The 18,568-nt window shown below is 64.0% G+C and carries 17 protein-coding genes; 13 read left to right on the top strand and 4 right to left on the bottom strand.

Annotated features, from left to right (window positions below):
* Positions 1–12: 12 nt before the first annotated feature.
* Together AC5RVD_RS03050 and AC5RVD_RS03045 are read right to left on the bottom strand one after the other, a co-directional pair.
* On the bottom strand, positions 13–1,029 hold the full coding sequence (locus AC5RVD_RS03050; RefSeq protein WP_494125914.1) for an SGNH/GDSL hydrolase family protein: 1,017 nt from the start codon (positions 1,027–1,029) through the stop codon (positions 13–15).
* 32 nt (positions 1,030–1,061) lie between these two features.
* Positions 1,062–1,970 carry an IclR family transcriptional regulator gene (locus tag AC5RVD_RS03045; protein WP_494125913.1) on the bottom strand — a complete coding sequence of 303 codons (909 nt, stop codon included), beginning with the start codon at positions 1,968–1,970 and terminating at the stop codon, positions 1,062–1,064.
* A 130-nt stretch (positions 1,971–2,100) separates the two neighbouring features.
* Between AC5RVD_RS03045 and AC5RVD_RS03040 the strand changes: the two genes are divergently transcribed.
* The gene (locus AC5RVD_RS03040; protein ID WP_494125912.1) at positions 2,101–3,678 is read left to right on the top strand and encodes a flavin-containing monooxygenase; all 1,578 of its coding nucleotides are present in this window, start codon (positions 2,101–2,103) and stop codon (positions 3,676–3,678) included.
* A 12-nt stretch (positions 3,679–3,690) separates the two neighbouring features.
* Complete coding sequence (locus tag AC5RVD_RS03035) at positions 3,691–3,873, top strand: hypothetical protein (RefSeq protein WP_494125911.1); 183 nt, start codon at positions 3,691–3,693, stop codon at positions 3,871–3,873.
* A 298-nt stretch (positions 3,874–4,171) separates the two neighbouring features.
* Here the strand turns inward: AC5RVD_RS03035 and AC5RVD_RS03030 are convergent, their stop codons facing one another.
* On the bottom strand, positions 4,172–4,942 hold the full coding sequence (locus tag AC5RVD_RS03030; protein ID WP_494125910.1) for an enoyl-CoA hydratase-related protein: 771 nt from the start codon (positions 4,940–4,942) through the stop codon (positions 4,172–4,174).
* 98 nt (positions 4,943–5,040) lie between these two features.
* Here AC5RVD_RS03030 and AC5RVD_RS03025 point away from each other — a divergent pair, with 98 nt between their 5' ends.
* The 11 genes from AC5RVD_RS03025 to acs all read left to right on the top strand — a co-directional run bounded on the left by AC5RVD_RS03025 (position 5,041) and on the right by acs (position 17,509).
* Positions 5,041–5,808 carry an electron transfer flavoprotein subunit beta/FixA family protein gene (locus tag AC5RVD_RS03025; protein ID WP_494126063.1) on the top strand — a complete coding sequence of 256 codons (768 nt, stop codon included), beginning with the start codon at positions 5,041–5,043 and terminating at the stop codon, positions 5,806–5,808.
* Between the two features lie 15 nt (positions 5,809–5,823).
* Positions 5,824–6,828: an electron transfer flavoprotein subunit alpha/FixB family protein gene (locus AC5RVD_RS03020; protein ID WP_494125909.1), complete on the top strand. Its 1,005-nt coding sequence runs from the start codon at positions 5,824–5,826 to the stop codon at positions 6,826–6,828.
* A gap of 117 nt (positions 6,829–6,945) precedes the next feature.
* Positions 6,946–7,836, top strand: a complete 891-nt coding sequence (locus tag AC5RVD_RS03015; protein WP_494126062.1) for a cytochrome b/b6 domain-containing protein — start codon at positions 6,946–6,948, stop codon at positions 7,834–7,836.
* A 16-nt stretch (positions 7,837–7,852) separates the two neighbouring features.
* A complete protein-coding gene (locus tag AC5RVD_RS03010; protein ID WP_494125908.1) occupies positions 7,853–8,989 on the top strand; it encodes an acyl-CoA dehydrogenase family protein in 1,137 nt (378 codons plus the stop codon).
* Between the two features lie 5 nt (positions 8,990–8,994).
* Positions 8,995–10,059 carry an enoyl-CoA hydratase/isomerase family protein gene (locus tag AC5RVD_RS03005; RefSeq protein WP_494125907.1) on the top strand — a complete coding sequence of 355 codons (1,065 nt, stop codon included), beginning with the start codon at positions 8,995–8,997 and terminating at the stop codon, positions 10,057–10,059.
* A 36-nt stretch (positions 10,060–10,095) separates the two neighbouring features.
* Positions 10,096–11,007: a 3-hydroxyisobutyrate dehydrogenase gene (mmsB, locus tag AC5RVD_RS03000; protein ID WP_494125906.1), complete on the top strand. Its 912-nt coding sequence runs from the start codon at positions 10,096–10,098 to the stop codon at positions 11,005–11,007.
* Positions 11,004–11,780: an enoyl-CoA hydratase gene (locus tag AC5RVD_RS02995; protein ID WP_494125905.1), complete on the top strand. Its 777-nt coding sequence runs from the start codon at positions 11,004–11,006 to the stop codon at positions 11,778–11,780. Before mmsB ends, AC5RVD_RS02995 begins: the two co-directional genes overlap by 4 nt.
* A 59-nt stretch (positions 11,781–11,839) precedes the next feature.
* On the top strand, positions 11,840–13,339 hold the full coding sequence (locus AC5RVD_RS02990) for an aldehyde dehydrogenase family protein (protein WP_494125904.1): 1,500 nt from the start codon (positions 11,840–11,842) through the stop codon (positions 13,337–13,339).
* A 3-nt stretch (positions 13,340–13,342) separates the two neighbouring features.
* Positions 13,343–14,581, top strand: coding sequence for a CaiB/BaiF CoA transferase family protein (locus tag AC5RVD_RS02985; protein WP_494125903.1), 1,239 nt, complete (start codon positions 13,343–13,345; stop codon positions 14,579–14,581).
* Positions 14,578–15,417: an enoyl-CoA hydratase/isomerase family protein gene (locus AC5RVD_RS02980; protein WP_494125902.1), complete on the top strand. Its 840-nt coding sequence runs from the start codon at positions 14,578–14,580 to the stop codon at positions 15,415–15,417. Before AC5RVD_RS02985 ends, AC5RVD_RS02980 begins: the two co-directional genes overlap by 4 nt.
* A 124-nt stretch (positions 15,418–15,541) precedes the next feature.
* Positions 15,542–17,509 (top strand): acetate--CoA ligase, encoded by a 1,968-nt coding sequence (gene acs / locus AC5RVD_RS02975; protein ID WP_494125901.1) that lies wholly within the window; start codon positions 15,542–15,544, stop codon positions 17,507–17,509.
* Positions 17,510–18,049: 540 nt separating this feature from the next.
* Here acs and AC5RVD_RS02970 read toward each other — a convergent pair.
* Positions 18,050–18,445, bottom strand: a complete 396-nt coding sequence (locus AC5RVD_RS02970) for a nuclear transport factor 2 family protein (RefSeq protein WP_494125900.1) — start codon at positions 18,443–18,445, stop codon at positions 18,050–18,052.
* Positions 18,446–18,568: the final 123 nt, after the last annotated feature.

Below are 18,568 nucleotides of genomic sequence, written 5' to 3'. Positions count from 1 at the left end.
TTTCTGCCGGGTCTAGCGCATCTTGGCTGCTGTCCTGATGTCGGAGCCGCTTCGTAGGGCGGAGGTCAGGGCTGCAGCCATCGCCTTGCCAATCACCTCGTGCCCTTGGTCCCCAGGGTGGATGCCGTCGACTAGTTGCGATGCGGAAATCAGTTCCCGGCCCGGAAGGATGTGGATGCGTTCATCACCCTCAGTAGTGGCGAACGTGGCGGCTGCCGCTTCGATTCCATGGCGCAGGTCCTCAAGGTTTGCGCCGACGCTGTTGGGGGTGGACTCGGCATGGGGGCGGACCAGCGGGCTCAAAACGACGATTGGAGTTTTGGGGTGGCCGCTGCGGATCACGGTCAGGAAGAGCCGCATGAGTTCGCTGATGTAGCTGCGGTCCATGGGGATCTGCGACCAGCAGTTGGTCCCCCAGGCAAGCGAAATCACGTCCGCAGGCACCGTGCCGACAAAACTGGCCGCGGGCAGTTCGCCCCGTGCCGAGCCCGCGAAGCCGAGGTTGATGACATCGAGGTTCGCCTCGCGCGCCGCCTCTGCGGTCCACGCCCGTCCCGGATCGCTCGTGGTCCAGCCTTGGGTGATGGAGTCCCCATAGGCCACCCAGCGTAGGCGAGGCGGCGATGGGAGGATTGTCCCGCCAATCGGCTCGATGCTGTGCAGGACGGGGCGATAGCCTTCGGGCAGGTGGATGGTAACCGGCTGGTTGCGTCCGTGTGGCGGCAGGTCGATGTGGAATCGTTGTCGTGCCTCCGGAGCTGCCGGGATCCGAGTGTATAGGCGCCCGGATAGCCACACCGAGAAATACTGCTCCGGCACCGGAGCGGCAAGCGGGTGCCAGGCACCGGTCGTGGCGTCGATATCCACCGCCTTAGCATTGCCGCAGAACTCCAGCCGTACGCCGGCGGGGACCTGGGCAGCGGATGCAGTGTCGCAGGCAAACCGTTCGGTGCATTCGGTCGGCACCCGGGAGCCAGCGTGCACCTGGGCGGCAAACGCGATTCCCCGGATGAAGGGGGTTGGGTCCATCGTGCGTTCTCCTTCTAATGATGAGGGGCGTGCTACGGCGCGATACTCACTGGCATATCGCCCGCCCACTTCCCGCCGATTGCGCGGGTGACGGTACGTCCCGACTGCAGCATTTCGGAGCAGAGCACCAGCAGGTCGGAACCTCGAATGTCGTTGATGCCATAAAGCGTCATAGCGAACACGACGGTGCCGTCCGGGCCAAAAACCGGTGCGGCCAGGTTCGCGACGTCGTAGCGTGCGGCGGGGTCTACGTCGCGAAGCGAGTAGTTATCCGTCTGGTCCGGGATGGCTCTCTGCAATTCTGTATGGATCTCCGCTTCCTTGTCCAGACGGTGCGTGGATTCATTGATGAGCCCGATCACGGTATCCACCTGTTTGTTCCGAAGTCCGATGACTACGCCCCGCCCGCGTACCTGGAGGAGGTCTTGGGCCAGTCCTCGGCTGTGTCTGGCCGCTGCCTCCGGCCCAAGCCGTCCAAGCCAGTGCTGCACATCAACCTCGGGTGCCCAGGCTAGGAAGACCTGCCCAAATGGGGGGATGAGCGGAATCCGCTGGCCGATCCACGCTTCCCGGGATTGGCTGGAGGGGCGGCCTTCGATGGCGAGGATTAGGATTTCATCCGCTACAGCGGCACTGCCGATGCATTCACTCCCAAAGTTGGACAGCCGCATGAGTTCGGGCCGTGCAGCTTCAATGACCGGGTGGCGTTGGGAGGCGGCATGTCCGGCAGCTACTACCGCTGGACCCAGAGCATAGGTACGGTGCCGGCGGTCGCGGAGGACGTAACCCCATTCCGTCAGCGCCAGGAGGATGGATGACATCGAGGCCGGACTGACTCCGAGGGCAGAGGAGAGCTCGGACAGAGTGAAGGCCATTTTGGGATGAACGGTCAGGTAATTGATCACTGCCATGGCCCGGGCGGCCGCGGGAGCGGGCTTCATTTAGGTCTCCATCCTCGAAGTATTGACTGCCGGACGTAGGTGAACTAGGTTCTATTTCAGTATATCAGCTTAGGTTTCGATATATCAAAAAGCTTTTGCTTATATCGACTAGTAGAGAGGAGCCCCAACGGTGCGAAAACCTACTGCATCACCGCGGGTGGCAATCATTGGTGCCGGTTTCTCCGGTATAGCGGCAGGCGTCAAGCTCAAGCAGGCAGGAATCGATAACTTCACCATCTACGAAAAGTCACCCAACGTCGGGGGCGTGTGGTGGGACAACCGTTATCCAGGGGCCGAGGTGGATACGCCTTCAGTTCTCTATTCGTACTCATTCAAACCGTGGCGTTGGAGCCGGACACACGTCCGCCAGGCCGAACTGCTGGAATACCTCGAGGCCGTGGTGGACGAGTACTGCCTGCGCAGGCACATCAAGACCGGCTGCGAGGTCGAAAATGCAGTGTGGAACGAAGACCGTCAGCGGTACACCGTTCTGCTCAAGGACGGCCGCGTTGAGCGATTCGAAGCGGTCGTCAGCGCGGTGGGCCTGCTTAGCGATCCCCGCTATCCGGACTGGCCGGGGCTGGAGGACTTCGTGGGCCCGAAGTTCCATACTTCACGCTGGGACCACGAGGTGGATCTGTCCGGGAAGACTGTCGCCGTTGTCGGTACGGGCTCGACCGCGGCTCAGGTGGTCCCTAGCATCGCTCCCGTCGCTGGCCAGGTGAAGATGTTCCAGCGAGAACCGGGCTGGGTCCTGCCCAAGGGGGCACGTGACTTCACCGCCCCGGAGAGGGCAGCCATGAACTCGCCCGCCGCCCAGCGCATCGTGCGTGCCATGATGCTCATGCGTCGGGAGAAGGCGCAGTACAAGAACGCTTCTTGGCGCCCCGGGACTCCGGAAAACGCGGCCGCAGAGGAGGCTGCCCGCGCTTACATTGACACGGTGTTCGCTGAACGGCCCGATCTGCGGGAGACGGTGACGCCCGCGTATCCATTCGGCGGCAAACGCCCGATTTTGACGGACGACTTCTATCCTTCCCTCACACGCGAGAATGTCGCCGTCGTACCCCGTGCAGTTGCCCGGGTCACCAAACACGGGTTGGTGGATACTGCTGGGCAGGAGCACGGAGTCGACGTACTGGTCATGTCCACGGGGTTCAAGTCCGATTTCGTGTCCACGGTGGAAGTGGTCGGACGAGACGGCAGGAGCCTGAACGAAGTCTGGAATGGCGAGCCGCAGGCGCTCCTGGGGATAATGACTACTGGGTTTCCCAACTTCTTTATGATGTACGGCCCGAACACAAACGGCGGCGCGATCGTTACCCATCTCGAGGCGCAGGCAGACTACATTGTTGCGGCAATCAAGCTCCTAGCCGGCGGACGGGCTAGCTCGGTGGAAGTCCGTGACTCTGTTTCCCAGTGGTTTAACAGCATGATCCAACAGCGTCTGGCCGGCGCTTCGTTCGAGGGGGCCAGCAACTACTACAAGAGCGCCAGCGGGCGGATCGTGACCCAGTGGAGCGACGGGGCCATTGTCTATAGCGTGCTCACCAAACTGCTCCGGCATGCCGCATGGAAGACCCGCCACATCGTGCCGAGCAGCGGACTGGCATCGGAGCCGGCTTCCGCCGCCCGGGTTGGAGTGGCAGATACCGTCGGTCTCGCCAACGAGCAGGCCGAACTTGAGCAACTCTACGTGGGAAGCTGAGAGGAAAAGCAAATGACAAAAGCATTGAAGGCCAGCGCAGTCAGAAGGCGCGGAGGAACGTTAGGGATCGTCCTGCTCCTGGCGGCGGCCGCGGTTCCGGCCTACGTGAAAATCAAGCGGGTGGTCGAATCGACAAGCATCCTGAACGATGTCGACACTGCGTCGGTATTCGGTACAAAGCGCAGGGAAAACTGATCTGCCGCTAGCCGCGGCATCGTTTCCATTGGGCAGCCAGCACTGCTTAGTTGGCCTAGGGGAGTAGGAGGACCTTTGGTCTGAACCCGAGACGTAGGCTCCCAGGGCTTAAATTACTATGCAGCAGGGCGGCGTCCGTCACATTCGCCGGATGGTGGCTGCAAGCTTCAGCTATGCACTGGATGGAGTTTTGGGCAGAACGGCATACTCGGCTGGGTTCGGACCAGGTCTGCAGCGATGGGAGCACGGTTTCCAAGGCGTGGTCTGCCGGTAGAGTATGCAACGGTTCCTGTGCCGGCTATAGCCCGCGCCATCTGGGCCGGCGTTTCTCCACAAAGGCATGTCGGCTTTCCCGATAATCGGCTGAGGCAGCATAAGACTCGATCGCCGGAAAGCGCGTGCTGAGGGCGACCTCGAGTGGGTGGGCCTGCCGGGACAGCACGGCTTCCTTAGCCGCTTGGGCAGCGAGAGGAGAGACCGCCAGCAACTTGTCCACCCAGCGCTCGGTCGCAGACTGCAGTTCTCCGTACGGAACGCTCTCATTCACCAGACCGTAGTGCAGGGCTTGCTCTGCACTGAGACGCTCACCGGTGAGGATCATCGCCATCGCCACGCGGTGGGGCAGTTGGCGGATGGCACGGTGCATTACACCTGCACCTGCCATTATCCCTATTCGAACCTCCGGCATGGAGAACACTGCCGTGTCCGCGGCCACAATTATGTCGGCGCACAGGGCCAGTTCGAACCCGCCGCCCAGCACGAAACCGTGCACGGCAGCAATCAGGGGTTTACGCAACGTCAATAGCTCGCCCCCGATGCCGGTCAACCCGCCTCCCAACGCGACCCGCTGCGGCGGCGGGACCGCATTTGAAATGTCCCCTCCCGCGCAGAAGGACCTGTCACCGGCGCCAGTGAGTACTGCAACTCGGATGCCGGGATTGCGGTTCACCTCGGTCCAGATGTCGTACAGCTGGGCGTCCATTTCGCTGTCAATGGCATTGAGGGCTTCGGGTCGATTGAGCACAATACGTGCAATCGGCCCGTGGGTGCTGAAGCTTACGGAGGCCATCGTTGTTTCCCTTCAAGTGGATGGATACTCCCTTGATGTTTCTATCATATTAATGTTAGCTATATTAGGCTAGTTGGACCGGGACGAAGGAGATGACTGTGAAGATTCTGGTGATGGTGAAGCAGGTGCCCGACACCGAGGAGGAGCGCAGGTTGGACCCAGCCACCGGGCGGGTGGACCGGGCGGGCGAAAGCGTGGCCGACGAGATCAACGAGCGGGCCTTGGAGGTAGCGCTGCGTTATAAGGATGGAGACAAGAAGGGCACCGAGGTTGTCGCGTTGACGATGGGTCCCGAGTCTGCCAGCCAGGCGCTGCGCAAGGCCCTGTCGATGGGTGCCGATTCGGCGGTGCACGTCGTCGACGACGGGCTGGAGGGCGCCGATATTGTCCGCACTGCTGCCGTACTGGCTGCTGCGGCGAAACACACAGGATTCGATCTGCTGGTCGCCGGCAACGAATCCACCGACGGCCGCGGAGGCGTGGTGCCGGCAATGGTCGCCGAGCACCTCGGGCTGCCGCTGCTGCCCTCGCTGAATTCGGTCGAGATCGGCGAAGGGTCCGTGGCCGGCGAAGTCGGCATTGAGAACGGGTCCCTGACGGTCCGTGCACCGCTGCCGGCCGTGGTCTCAGTGACTGAACGCGCCGCCGAGGCGCGTTTTCCGAACTTTAAGGGGATCATGACCGCCAAACGCAAGCCGCTGGCCTCCCTCTCCCTGGCAGACCTTGGCCTTGAGCCCGCAGCGCCGGCCGCCGTCGTGCTGGCGACGGCGGAACGGCCGGCCCGTTCCGCCGGTAAGAAAATCATCGACGACGGCAACGCCGGCCACGAATTGGCCGAGTTTCTGGTCGCCAGCCGCCTGATCTGATCCGAGGAGACTGACATGACAAACGTCATCGCATTTATTGAAATCTCGAATACCGGCGCTGCAGCCGGTAGCGCTGCCGAAGTGATTGCTGCCGCCGCTAAGCTCGGGACACCAGTCGCCGTGGCGACCGTGAAACCGGGCGAGGGCACGGCGTTGCCCGCGCAGTTGGGCGACCTGGGCGCCCAATACGTGTATGTCGTCGAAAGCCCCCTCGTGGGACAGCGGATGGGAGCAGCTCAAACGACCGCTCTGGTTTCCGCTGTCGACCAGTACCGGCCGTCGGCTGTGATCGTGCCGAGCTCGGTTGAAGGGCGTGAGATCGCCGGGCGGACCGCCGTACGGACCAATTCTGCGCTGCTCGCCGATGCAGTCGACGTTCGCACCAGCGATGACGGGTTCCCCGTTGCCGCCCATTCGGTCTTCGGCGGCGCCTACAACGTGGAGTCCACCGTTGAGTCCGGGTTGGCAGTCATCACGCTGCGACAGGGAGCCCTCGAGGACCGGGCGCCGTCCGCCTCACCGGAAGTAGCAACGGTGTCGTTGGAGGCTGGGGCGGATAACGCCTCGGTGATCGAGCAGGCTCATCCCGCAAGCACCGGCTCGGGACGGCCGGCCTTGCGTGGTGCGGCGACCGTGGTTTCAGGCGGGCGGGGGCTGGGGTCGAAGGACAAGTTCGTGCTGGTCGAGCAGCTGGCTGACGCGCTCGGCGCAGCGGTGGGGGCCTCGCGTGCGGCGGTGGATGCCGGTTACGTTCCGCAGTCCTGCCAGGTGGGGCAGACCGGGGTGTCGGTGTCCCCGCAGCTGTATGTAGCACTGGGGATCTCCGGCGCCATCCAGCATCGTGCGGGCATGCAGACAGCGAAGACGATCGTGGCGATCAACAAGGACGAGGACGCACCCATCTTCGACGTAGCCGACTTCGGCATCGTCGGTGACGTTTTCAGCGTCGTGCCGCAGCTGATCGAAGCCCTCGGCGACCGGGCGAAGAACGCTGCGGCACCCTCCCTCCAGACCAACTAGTCCAACTGCCGGGCAGGAGCCTTTCACTCCGGCCCGGCAGCCTCGAACGCTTCCGTTCACGAAAGGAAATCCGTGATGCCGACCGTAACGAAGACGGCACTGCTGCCGCAGAACAAGATGATCCGGTATGCCGTCGCCATCGGCATCGCCGTCGGGGTACTCCTGCTCCTGGTTTTGGCTGCCAAGTGGTTGCGGACCCTGCCCGCCGTCGAAGGCTTCCTGGTCGAGTACCCGGGTCAGGTGGAACTGCCGGCGTCGGCGCCGGTCGGTTTGCCGGCCTGGCTGGGCTGGCAGCATTTCCTCAACGCGTTCTTCATGGTGCTGATCATCCGGACGGGCTGGCAGGTCCGCACCACCGCCCGCCCCAAGGCTTACTGGACCCGCAATAACAAGGGCCTGCTCAAGACGAAGAACCCGCCGAAGAAGATCAGCCTTGACCTGTGGCTTCACCAGACCCTGGACGTGCTGTGGGTGCTCAACGGGGCCGTGTTCATGATCCTGCTCTTCGCCACCGGGCAGTGGATGCGGATCGTCCCGACCAGCTGGGACGTCATCCCGAATGCGCTGTCCACCCTGCTGCAGTACGCCTCCTTCGACTGGCCCACCGAGAACGGCTGGGTGAACTACAACAGCCTCCAGGTGCTCGCGTACTTCGTGACCGTGTTCGTCGCCGCCCCGCTGGCACTGGCGACCGGGCTGCGGATGTCCGGGGCCTGGCCGCAGAAGGCGGAGAGGCTGAACCGGCTTTACCCGGTCGAAGTGGCCCGGGCCATTCACCTGCCGGCGATGATCTACTTCGTCCTGTTTATCGTGACCCACGTCGCGCTGGTCCTGATGACCGGAGCCCTGCGCAACCTCAACCACATGTATGCCTCGCGGGATGACGCCAGCTGGGTCGGATTCTGGATTTTCAGCGCCTCCATTGCAGCGATAGCCGCCGCCTGGTTCCTGGCCCGGCCGCTCTTCCTTCGGCCCATCGCCTCCCTCATGGGCAAAGTCTCCCGTTAGGGAGGAAAGGACAGTCATGTTTGAACTTAATGAGGATCAGCTGGCGCTGGTCGAGACGGTGCGGGACTTCGCCCGTGAGGCTCTCGCCTCGAACGCCGCGAAGTGGGACGAGGCCAAGTATTTTCCGGTTGACGTGCTCCGCGAGGCCGGCGAGCTCGGCCTGGGCGGCATTTATGCCGCTGAGGACTATGGCGGGTCGGGTCTGACACGCAGCGATGCGGTGTTGATTTTCGAGGAACTTGCCAAGGCCGATCCTTCCATTGCCGCGTATATTTCCATCCACAACATGGTGGTGTGGATGGTCGATGCCTTCGGCAATGAGAAGCAGCGGGCCGAGTGGGTGCCCCTGTTGGCGTCGATGGAGGGATTGGGCAGCTACTGCCTGACCGAACCCGGCGTCGGGTCCGACGCCGCGGCGCTTACCACCAGGGCGGTGCGGGAAGGCGACGGCTACGTGCTCAACGGCGTCAAGCAGTTCATTTCGGGGGCGGGTGCCTCGGCCCTGTATATCGTCATGGCCCGTACGGCGGACACGGGGAGTCGCGGCATCACAGCGTTCCTCGTACCCGCCGGCACCGAAGGCCTGTCCTTCGGGGCCAATGAGAAGAAGATGGGCTGGAACGCGCAGCCTACCCGTCAAGTGATCCTGGACAACGTCCGGATTCCGGCGGGCAACCGCCTCGGTGAGGAGGGAACGGGCTTCGGGATCGCGATGAAGGGTCTCAACGGCGGGCGCATCAACATGGGCGCCTGCTCGCTCGGAGGCGGTCAGGCCGCGCTGGAGAAAACGGTCGCGTATTTAAAGGAGCGCGAGGCGTTCGGGGTACCGCTGATCGAGAAGCAGGCCCTGCTCTTCCAGCTCGCGGACATGGACACGGAACTGGAATCCGCCCGCACCCTTTTGCGGCGTGCCGCCGACGCCTTGGACCGGGGGTCAATGGACACCGTTCGGTTATGTGCAATGGCGAAGCGGGTTGCCACCGATGCCGGTTTCAATGCCGCGAACTCTGCCATCCAGCTGCACGGCGGTTACGGCTATCTGGCCGAGTACGGGCTGGAAAAGATCATGCGCGACCTGCGTGTGCATCAGATCCTCGAGGGCAGCAACGAGATCATGCGTCTCATTGTCGGCCGGACTATGGCGGAGGCCTGAGCAGCATGGATGCTGAAGTCCTCATCAAACGCGAAGGCCGGTCAGGGCAAATTGTTCTGAACCGTCCCAGGGCGATGAACGCGTTGACCCACGGCATGGTCACTGCGATCACCGCTGCTCTGGAAGAGTGGGCGGACGACGACACGGTGGACAGCGTGCTGCTGTCCGGCGCGGGGGAGAGGGGCTTGTGCGCGGGTGGGGACATCGTCGCGATTTACCACGATGCCCTGGCCGGCGGAACGGACACAGCATGTTTCTGGGCAGAGGAGTACCGGCTCAACGCCCTGATCTCCCGCTACCCGAAACCGTACGTGGCGCTGATGGACGGCCTCGTGCTCGGCGGCGGCGTCGGTGTCTCCGCGCACGGCTCCCTCCGTGTGGTCACCGAGCGGACAAAACTGGGCATGCCGGAGACCGGCATCGGCTTCATCCCCGACGTCGGCGGAACCTACCTGCTCTCCCGGGCCCCGGGGGAGCTCGGCACCCACCTGGCGCTGACCGCTGGCACCGCCACAGGCACCGATGCCATCGCCCTCGGTCTGGCCGATCACTTCGTGGACAGCAGCGACCTGCCGGCATTGATTGAGGCACTGACCCGGATGGAAGCCAACGAAGCCGTTCGATCCATCACGCAAAACTTTTTTCCGCCGTCGGCCCTGGCAGCCGACCGGTTCTGGATCGACGCATGCTACGCCTTCGACACCGCCGAGGAAATCGTCGACGCTCTCCAGTCGAGCGCCCAACCGGCAGCCAACCGCGCAGCGGAGGCGATTCTGGCCAAGTCTCCGACCGCGGTGAAAGTGACGCTGGAGTCCCTGCGGCGGGCTCGCTGCCTGGCCACCCTGGAGGAAGTGCTGGACCAGGAGTACCGGGTGTCCCTCCGCTGCCTGCAGGGTAGGGAATTAACCGAAGGAATCAGGGCTCAGGTCATCGATAAGGACCGCACCCCCCGGTGGCAACCGGCGTCGCTGCAGGAAGTGGGTCCGGAGGTTGTGGAAGCCCATTTCGCCGGTCTCGGAGCGCGCGAGCTCATGCTTGCCGCTGAGTCGGTCCAGCAATTCAGCAGGTAGAGAAACCGACACAATTTTGCCGAGGAGAAGATTTATATGGGTTCACGGATAGCGTTCATCGGACTTGGGAACATGGGCGGGCCGATGGCAGCCAACCTAGTCAAAGCAGGCCATGAGGTGACCGGCTTTGACCTGGTTCCTGCGGCCCTTGAAGTGGCACGCTCGAAGGGCATCGCTATCGCGGAGTCGGCGGCGGATGCCGCCCGCGGCGCGAACGTGGTCATCACCATGCTGCCGGCCGGCCGACATGTCCTGACCGCTTGTGAAGGCCCGGAGGGGCTGCTGGCCGTCGCCGAACCCGGCACGCTGTTCCTGGACTGTTCCACGATCGCCGTCGACGATGCACGGGAAGTGCACCGGAAGGTGGCAGAAGCCGGGCATCGGGGGTTGGATGCGCCGGTCTCCGGCGGGGTGCTCGGAGCCGAGGCCGGGACGCTGACGTTCATGGTCGGTGGCAGCGACACGGATTTCGCCGAGGCAGAACCAATCCTGCAGGCCATGGGCAAGCGGATCGTGCATTGCGGCGTACCGGGTGCCGGCCAGGCGGCCAAGGTCTGCAACAACATGATCCTGGGCGTGTCCATGATCGCAGTCAGCGAGGCCTTCGTCCTGGGGGAGAAGCTCGGCCTGTCCAACGAGGCACTCTTCGACGTCGCCGCCAACGCTTCCGGCCAATGTTGGGCGCTGACCACCAACTGCCCCGTGCCCGGACCCGTGCCCGCCAGCCCGGCCAACCGGGACTACCAACCCGGGTTCGCCGGAGCCCTGATGGCCAAGGATCTGGGCCTGGCCGTCCACGCCCTCGAATCCACCGGGGTGGACGGGCGGCTGGGCGCTGTGGCCGAGGAAATCTACCGCCGCTTCGCAGAAGGCGAGGGCGCGGCCAGGGACTTCTCCGCAATCATCGAGGAAATCCGGGCCAACTCCGAGACAAAGGAAACAGTATGAGCGACTACAAGACGATCCTGGTCAAACAGGACGGCCGCGTCGGTACCATCACCCTGAACCGACCCGAGGCCCTTAACGCACTGAACCAGGAACTCGCGGCCGAGGTCCTCGCCGCCGCCCAAGCCTTCGACCGCGATCCCGGCATTGGGGCGATCATCCTCACCGGCTCCGAACGCGCGTTCGCCGCCGGCGCCGATATCAAGGAAATGGCGCCGCAGTCCTACATGGACATGTATCAGGCGGACTTCTTCGCCGACTGGGACCGGCTGGCCAAGGTGCGCACGCCGCTGATCGCCGCGGTGGCAGGGCACGCCTTGGGCGGCGGCTGCGAACTGGCGATGATCTGTGACTTCATCATCGCCGCCGACAACGCCAGATTCGGACAGCCGGAAATCAAGCTCGGACTCATTCCCGGCATGGGCGGCACCCAACGGCTGGCGCGTGCCGTCGGGAAGGCCAAGGCCATGGAAATGGTGCTCACCGGCCGGACCATGGACGCCCAGGAAGCCGAACAAGCCGGGCTCGTGGCACGCGTAGTCCCGGCGGACAAACTGTTGGACGAGGTACGGGCAACGGCTGAGGCAATCGCGGGCATGTCCAAGCCCGTGGCGCTGCTGGCGAAGGAGGCCGTGAACGTGGCGTTCGAGATGTCACTGGCCGAGGGTGTCCACGTGGAGCGCCGGCTTAATCATTCCTGCTTCGCCATTGAGGACCAAAAAGAAGGCATGCAGGCCTTCATCGAAAAGCGACCGGCGGACTTCGCCCACCGCTGACCCGGCCCGGGTCGTAGTAGATCAACGCCCAGGGCACCAAGTTTGAATGCGAGGAAAGCATGACTGAAGTGAGCATTGACCCGCGTACCGATTCCATCGTGAACGGAACGGACCAGCCGATGTGGCTCAACGGTGAACAGGTGGAAGCAGCGTCGGGTGAATGGCGCGACGTGCGCAATCCCGCGCGGCGTGAGACCGTGATTGCCCGGGTTCCTTCCGCCGGCGCCGAGGACGTGGATCGCGCGGTCGCTGCAGCCCGCGCCGCGTTCCCTGCCTGGCGTTCGGTCCACTTCACCGAACGTGCCCGCGCGCTGGCCCGGATCGCCGACGACATTGAGGCCCGGGCAGAGGAATTCGCCCGCCTGACCGCGCTGGACACCGGCAACGCGCTGCGCACCCAGGCCCGCCCCGAGGTCACGACCCTCGTGGCCCTGTTCCGCTACTTCGCCGGGATCGCCGGCGAGGTCAAGGGAACCACCCTGCCGGCAGGGGACGGGCAACTGCAATACACCCGGCTCGAACCGCTCGGTGTCGTGGCCTGCATCCTGCCGTGGAACTCGCCCCTGATGATAGCCGGATTCAAGATCCCCGCCGCGCTGGCGGCAGGCAACACGGTGATCATGAAGGCCGCCGACGACGCCCCGCTAACGATCCTGCTGCTGGCCGAAATCTGTAACGCCCACCTGCCCGCCGGCGTCGTGAACGCCCTGACCGGCCGCGGCAGCGTCATCGGCGCGGCACTGGCCGGCCACCCGGGAGTGGACAAGGTCTCCTTCACCGGCTCCACCGAAGTCGGCCGCGGCGTCGCCCGCCAGGCCGGAGAACGTCTCGCCCACGTCTCCCTGGAACTGGGCGGCAAGAATCCCTCGATCGTCTTCCCCGACGCCGTCGACGACGAACTCATCGACGGGTTGCTCGCCGCCTCGCGTTTCACCCGGCAGGGCCAAAGCTGCACGGCAGGTTCACGTTTGTTCCTGCACGAGGATATTTACGACGAGGTGCTGGACCGGCTGGTCGCCAAACTCGGCGCGCTGAAGGTCGGCGATCCGCTGGACGAGGCCACCGACATGGGCGCCATCATCAACAACAGCCAGTTCACCCAGATCAGCCAGTACCTGGATGAAGGGCGCGCCAGCAAGGACCTGACGGTCGCACTCGGCGGGGACGTACCCGCCGACGGCCCGCTGACCGAGGGCTACTACCACCTGCCCACCGTGTTCGGAGGCGCGAGGAACGAATTCCGGCTCGCGCAGGAGGAAATCTTCGGGCCTGTCCTGGTTGCCATCCGCTGGAAGGACGTCGACGACGTTATCCGCATGGCCAACGACACCCACTTCGGCCTCGCCGCCTACGTGTGGAGCCACAACCTGGACAACGCCCTGAATACCTCGCACCGGGTCGAGGCCGGCTGGGTCCAGGTCAACCAGGGCGGCGGCCAAGTAGTGGGGCAGTCCTACGGCGGCTACAAGCAAAGCGGGATCGGCAGGGAAGTCTCCCTCGAAGGCATGCTTGCCGGCTTCACCCAGACCAAGCAGGTCAACGTCAGGCTGCGGGGCTGAACCATGAACGAACCCACCTCCCCGGATGCGCCACTGGCCGGCATCACCGTCCTCGACCTCAGCAGGGCCCTCGCCGGGCCCTACGCCACCGCGCTGCTCGCGGACATGGGCGCGACCATCATCAAAGCCGAAAGCACCAAAGGCGGTGACTCCAGCCGGTCCTGGCCGCCCTTCGAAAACGAACACAGCCTCTACTTCGACTCCGTTAACCGTGGCAAGGACTCCATCGCCGTCGACTTCTACACCCCCGAAGGCCGGGAGCTGCTGCGCACCATGGCCCTGTCCGCCGACGTGGTGATCGAAAACTTCCGCCCCGGCGTGATGGCCAGCATGGGACTGGACCCGGACGGCCTCCGCGCCGAAAAACCGGACCTCATCATCGCCTCCGTCACCGGATTTGGGGCCACCGGCCCGCTCAGCCAAACCGCGGGCTTGGACCAGGTCGCCCAGGGCATGTCCGGCCTGATGTCCGTCACCGGAGCCGACGAGGAACACATGTACCGCGTCGGGCTGCCGGTGGTCGACATCTATGCCGGGGTATTCACCGCCTTCGGCATCGCCGCAGCCCTGACAGCCCGCGAACGCGGCGGCTCCGGGGCCACGGTGTCCACCTCGCTGCTGGAATCGGCACTGGCGATCTCCGCGTTCCAGGGCCAGCGCTACCTGAGCACCGGCGAAGTACCCGTCCCGCAGGGCAACAACCACCCGATCCTCTCACCCTACGGCGTGTTCAAAACAGCCGACATCCCCATCATTATCGCCGTCGGCAGCGAGAAACAGTGGCTCCAGCTGTGCCGGCTGATCGGCGGCCAGGACCTCGCCCAAGCCCCGGAATACGCCACAGGCAGGCTGCGCTCGGAAAACCGCGCCCAGCTGAAGAGCCGGCTCGAGGAACTGCTGGCCGCACAGCCCGGGACCGAATGGGTCGAGGAGTTCCGCCGCGCCGGCATACCAACCGGGCCCATCTACAACTACCGGCAGGTCTTCGACGACCAGCAGGTCAAACACCTGGACATGGTCCGCCACGTGCACCGCCACGACGGCAGCGAGCTGCCGCTGCTGCGAGGACCGCTCTCCATCAACGGCCAGCCCACCCCCATCCGCAAGCCTCCGCCAGCCCTGGGCGAAGACACCCGGGCAGTACTCGAACGGCTGGAGCTGCCACCGGAGCAAGTCGAGGGACTGGTTGACGCGGGAATCGTCCGGCAACTCGGGGCGCAGACGGCGGAGGTCGGCGCATGACCGAGGTTCAGGAGAAACGCGTGGCCGGAACCACGGGGGCACTCCGGGTCGTACAGGCCGGATCCGTGGCCACCATTGTCATTGACCACGCGCGGCGCCGCAACGCGATGACCAAGCACATGTGGCAGCAGTTCAAACCCATCCTTGACCGGCTCGGAACCGACGACACCGTCAAGGTCGTCATCGTCCGCGGAGCAGGCGATAACTTCTCTGCCGGCGCGGACATCAGCGACCTCAAAGACATCCTGCACGATCCCGACACCGGACGGCACGACGGCGGCCACGTCACCGCTGGGGAGAACACGCTGGCTGAGTTCCACAAGCCCACCATCGCCGCGATCGATGGCTATTGCATCGGCGGAGGGTGGCAGATCGCCGGCGCCTGCGACATACGCATCGCCACCGACCGGGCCACCTTCGGCATCACGCCGGCCAAAGTCGGCATCGTCTACCCGCTCTCCGGCATTGAACGGCTCGTCCGCCTCGCCGGGCCGGCAGCGGCCAAATATTTGCTCTTCAGCGGCGACTTCATCAACGCCACCGACGCCATGTCCCTCGGGCTGCTGGCGAGGGTCGTCCCCAAGACCTGCTTCTGGAAGGAAGTCGCCGACTTCGCGCAGCGTCTCGCCAGCCGTTCCCAGCTGTCCATCCAGGCGATGAAAGAAATCGTGGACATCATCGCCGAAGGCGGCCCAAACCTCGCAGAACGCAATACTGACTGGCAGCGTGAAATGGCCGTCAGCGGCGAACCTGAGATTGGAATCGAGGCCTTCCTTGCAAAGCAGACCCCGATCTTTAAGTGGACCGGCCAGGATGCAAAGCTCTTCGGAATCTGACCGGCTGGCGATAGCTGAAAGCCGGCGCACGGATCCCTGACTTGCAGGACCCGGAGCACCTGTTTAGCCATGGTCGTGCCATCCACATCCACTTGCACAGTCGCCTCGAGACAAAGGAAGAGACATGCCAACCCAAGAGACCCTGACAACTGCTCCCGCCTTAGAGAACCTGCTTCACGAAAACCGCAAGTTTGCACCAAGCGCTGAATTCGCCGCGGCAGCGGTGGCCAAGCCAGGTGTCTACCCGGAAGCCGAGGCGGACCGGCCGGCGTTCTGGGCCCAGCAGGCCCGCGAGGTCCTGTCCTGGGACAAGGACTTCAGCCAGGCCTTGGACTGGTCCGAGGCACCGTTCGCGAAGTGGTTTGTCGGCGGTGAACTGAACGCTGCCTACAACGCTTTGGACCGGCATGTGGAGAACGGCCTGGGCGACCGGGTGGCGATCCATTTCGAGGGCGAGCCCGGCGACACCCGCAGCTACACGTACGCGCAGCTGACCGAGGAAGTGAAGAAGGCCGCCAACGCGTTCGAATCCCTCGGCGTGGCCAAGGGCGACCGGGTCGCGGTCTACCTGCCGATGATCCCGGAAGCGGTGATCACGATGCTGGCCTGCGCGCGGATCGGCGCGGTGCACTCGGTGGTGTTCGGCGGCTTCTCCGCCGATGCGCTGCGCTCCCGGATCGACGACGCCGAGGCGAAGCTGGTGGTGACCGCCGACGGCACCTGGCGCCGCGGCAAGCCGTCCCCGCTCAAGCCGGCCGTGGACGAGGCCCTCTCCGCCCCCGGACACACGGTCTCCAACGTGGTGGTGGTCAAGCGCAACGGCGAACCCGTGGACTGGCACGAGGGCCGCGACCAGTGGTGGGCGGACACCGTGGAGGCTGCCTCCGCGGAGCACACCCCGGTGCCGCACGACGCCGAGCACCCGCTGTTCATCCTCTACACCTCCGGGACCACCGGGAAGCCCAAGGGCATCCTGCACACCACCGGCGGCTACCTCACCCAGTGCGCCTACACGCACAAGGTGGTCTTCGACCTGAAACCGGAAACCGATGTGTTCTGGTGCACCGCGGACATCGGCTGGGTTACCGGCCACTCCTACGTCACCTACGCCCCGTTGATCAACGGCGCCACCCAGGTCATGTACGAAGGCACCCCCGATACCCCGCACCAGGGCCGCTGGTGGGAGATCGTGGAGAAGTACAAGGTCTCCATCCTCTACACCGCGCCGACCGCGATCCGCACCATGATGAAGTGGGGCGAAGACATCCCGGCCAAGTTCGACCTGTCCTCCATCCGTGTGCTCGGCTCCGTCGGTGAGCCCATCAACCCGGAAGCCTGGATGTGGTACCGGCGCGTCATCGGCGGCGACAAGGCGCCGATTGTGGACACCTGGTGGCAGACCGAAACCGGCGCGCACATGATCGCCCCGCTGCCCGGCGTCACTGCCACCAAACCCGGTTCAGCGCAGGTCGCGGTGCCGGGCATCGCGGTGGACGTGGTGGATGAACTCGGCGACTCCGTCCCCGACGGGCACGGCGGGTACTTGGTGATCCGCGAGCCCTGGCCGGCCATGCTGCGCGGCATCTGGGGCGATCCGGAGCGGTTCAAGGAAACCTACTGGTCCCGGTTCGAGAACATGTACTTCGCCGGCGACGGCGCCAAAAAGGACGACGACGGCGACATCTGGCTGCTCGGCCGGGTGGACGACGTGATGAACGTCTCCGGCCACCGCCTCTCCACCACCGAAATCGAATCGGCGCTGGTCTCCCATCCCGCCGTCGCGGAGGCCGCCGTCGTCGGCGCCAAGGACGAAACCACCGGCGAGGCAGTGGTCGCGTTCGTCATCCTGCGCGGCAACGCAGCGGAAGACCCGGACATCGTCGCCACCCTCCGCGCCCACGTCGGCAAGGAAATCGGGCCCATCGCCAAGCCGCGCACCATCCTGGTGGTGCCGGAACTTCCCAAGACCCGCTCCGGCAAGATCATGCGCCGCCTGCTCAAGGACGTGGCCGAAGGACGCGAAGTCGGCGACGCCACCACCCTGGCCGACAACACCGTCATGCAACAGGTCGCAGCCTCGCTCAAAGCCTGAGCCTTATCAGGAATGCCGAGGGTTGGATCTCTGATCCTCGTCTTGAAACGACAAAATGAAGTTGCCTCGGCAGGGGCCGTCTGGTTTGTGTATCCAAGAACAGACATACGTCCGCTATACGGTGGACTCCGCGAAGTTTTGAGCGTTGCTTCGTATACCTATGACTCGCGAACGCGGGAACTTCCTTTGCCCGGACCACAGCGTTGGAAACCGAGGTCGTCGAGTGAGGAGTTGCAATTGTGCAGGCGTGAATGCACGTTGCCTGAGGCAATTACTTCACTTAAGAGGGGGTATGGGCGTACAACCTATGGGAGCAGAAGCAGCAGCCTGAACTCTCGTGCACGAAGCAATGACTGACTCGAAGGGGACGAGGCGGTCATCATCGCGGACGCGACCACCTGGCCGCCGAAGACATTATCCCAGCGGGCGAAGCTCAGGTTTGACGTCTGGACCGCATTCGTAGGGTGAAGACACCAGCCGGAAGAACAGGTTGGTGGCGTCCTGTTGTAGCCCACCTCGTCGACGATGATTAGTCCTCTTTCAGCGAATCTCTGGCCAACGTCGAGTTGCTACGCGCTCGAGGATCAATAGCTTTTCTCCCGCACGGGTGAAAAGGTCGTAATAGGTCCCGGAGACCAGAGAGCCATCAACAGGTCCCACGATGTACTTGCTCATCGCCCTCAGTTCACCCTCGGACTCATAGACATACAGATTTGTTGAGTGGTGCGCTGGTGGGTGCGCCGCATCTCCCAGACGGAACCAGTCAGTGATGGCGGCTAGACCCCGATGGGAATCACCGCCGACCCGCTCAGCATTGAACACGGCATCGGGTGCGAAGATCTCCTCAAGATTGTCGGTCAACCTGTTGTCGACCAGGTGCCCATATCGGTTAATCAGCTGAGTGACTTGCAGCAAATCTTCTAGCGCAACTGTCATGGGAAACCACCAATCCGGCTAGTTCTCTATCTTTATTATCATTTTAATACTATTCGACCGCAGCCGTTAACTGACAAGGTAAATGCGAAAACTGATATCTGGATTGAGAACGGACCCAAGGGG

Source organism: Arthrobacter sp. THG-b23 (assembly GCF_059091265.1).
The sequence above is the reverse complement of the archived record's forward strand: the minus strand, read 5'-3'. Positions and strand labels throughout refer to the sequence as shown.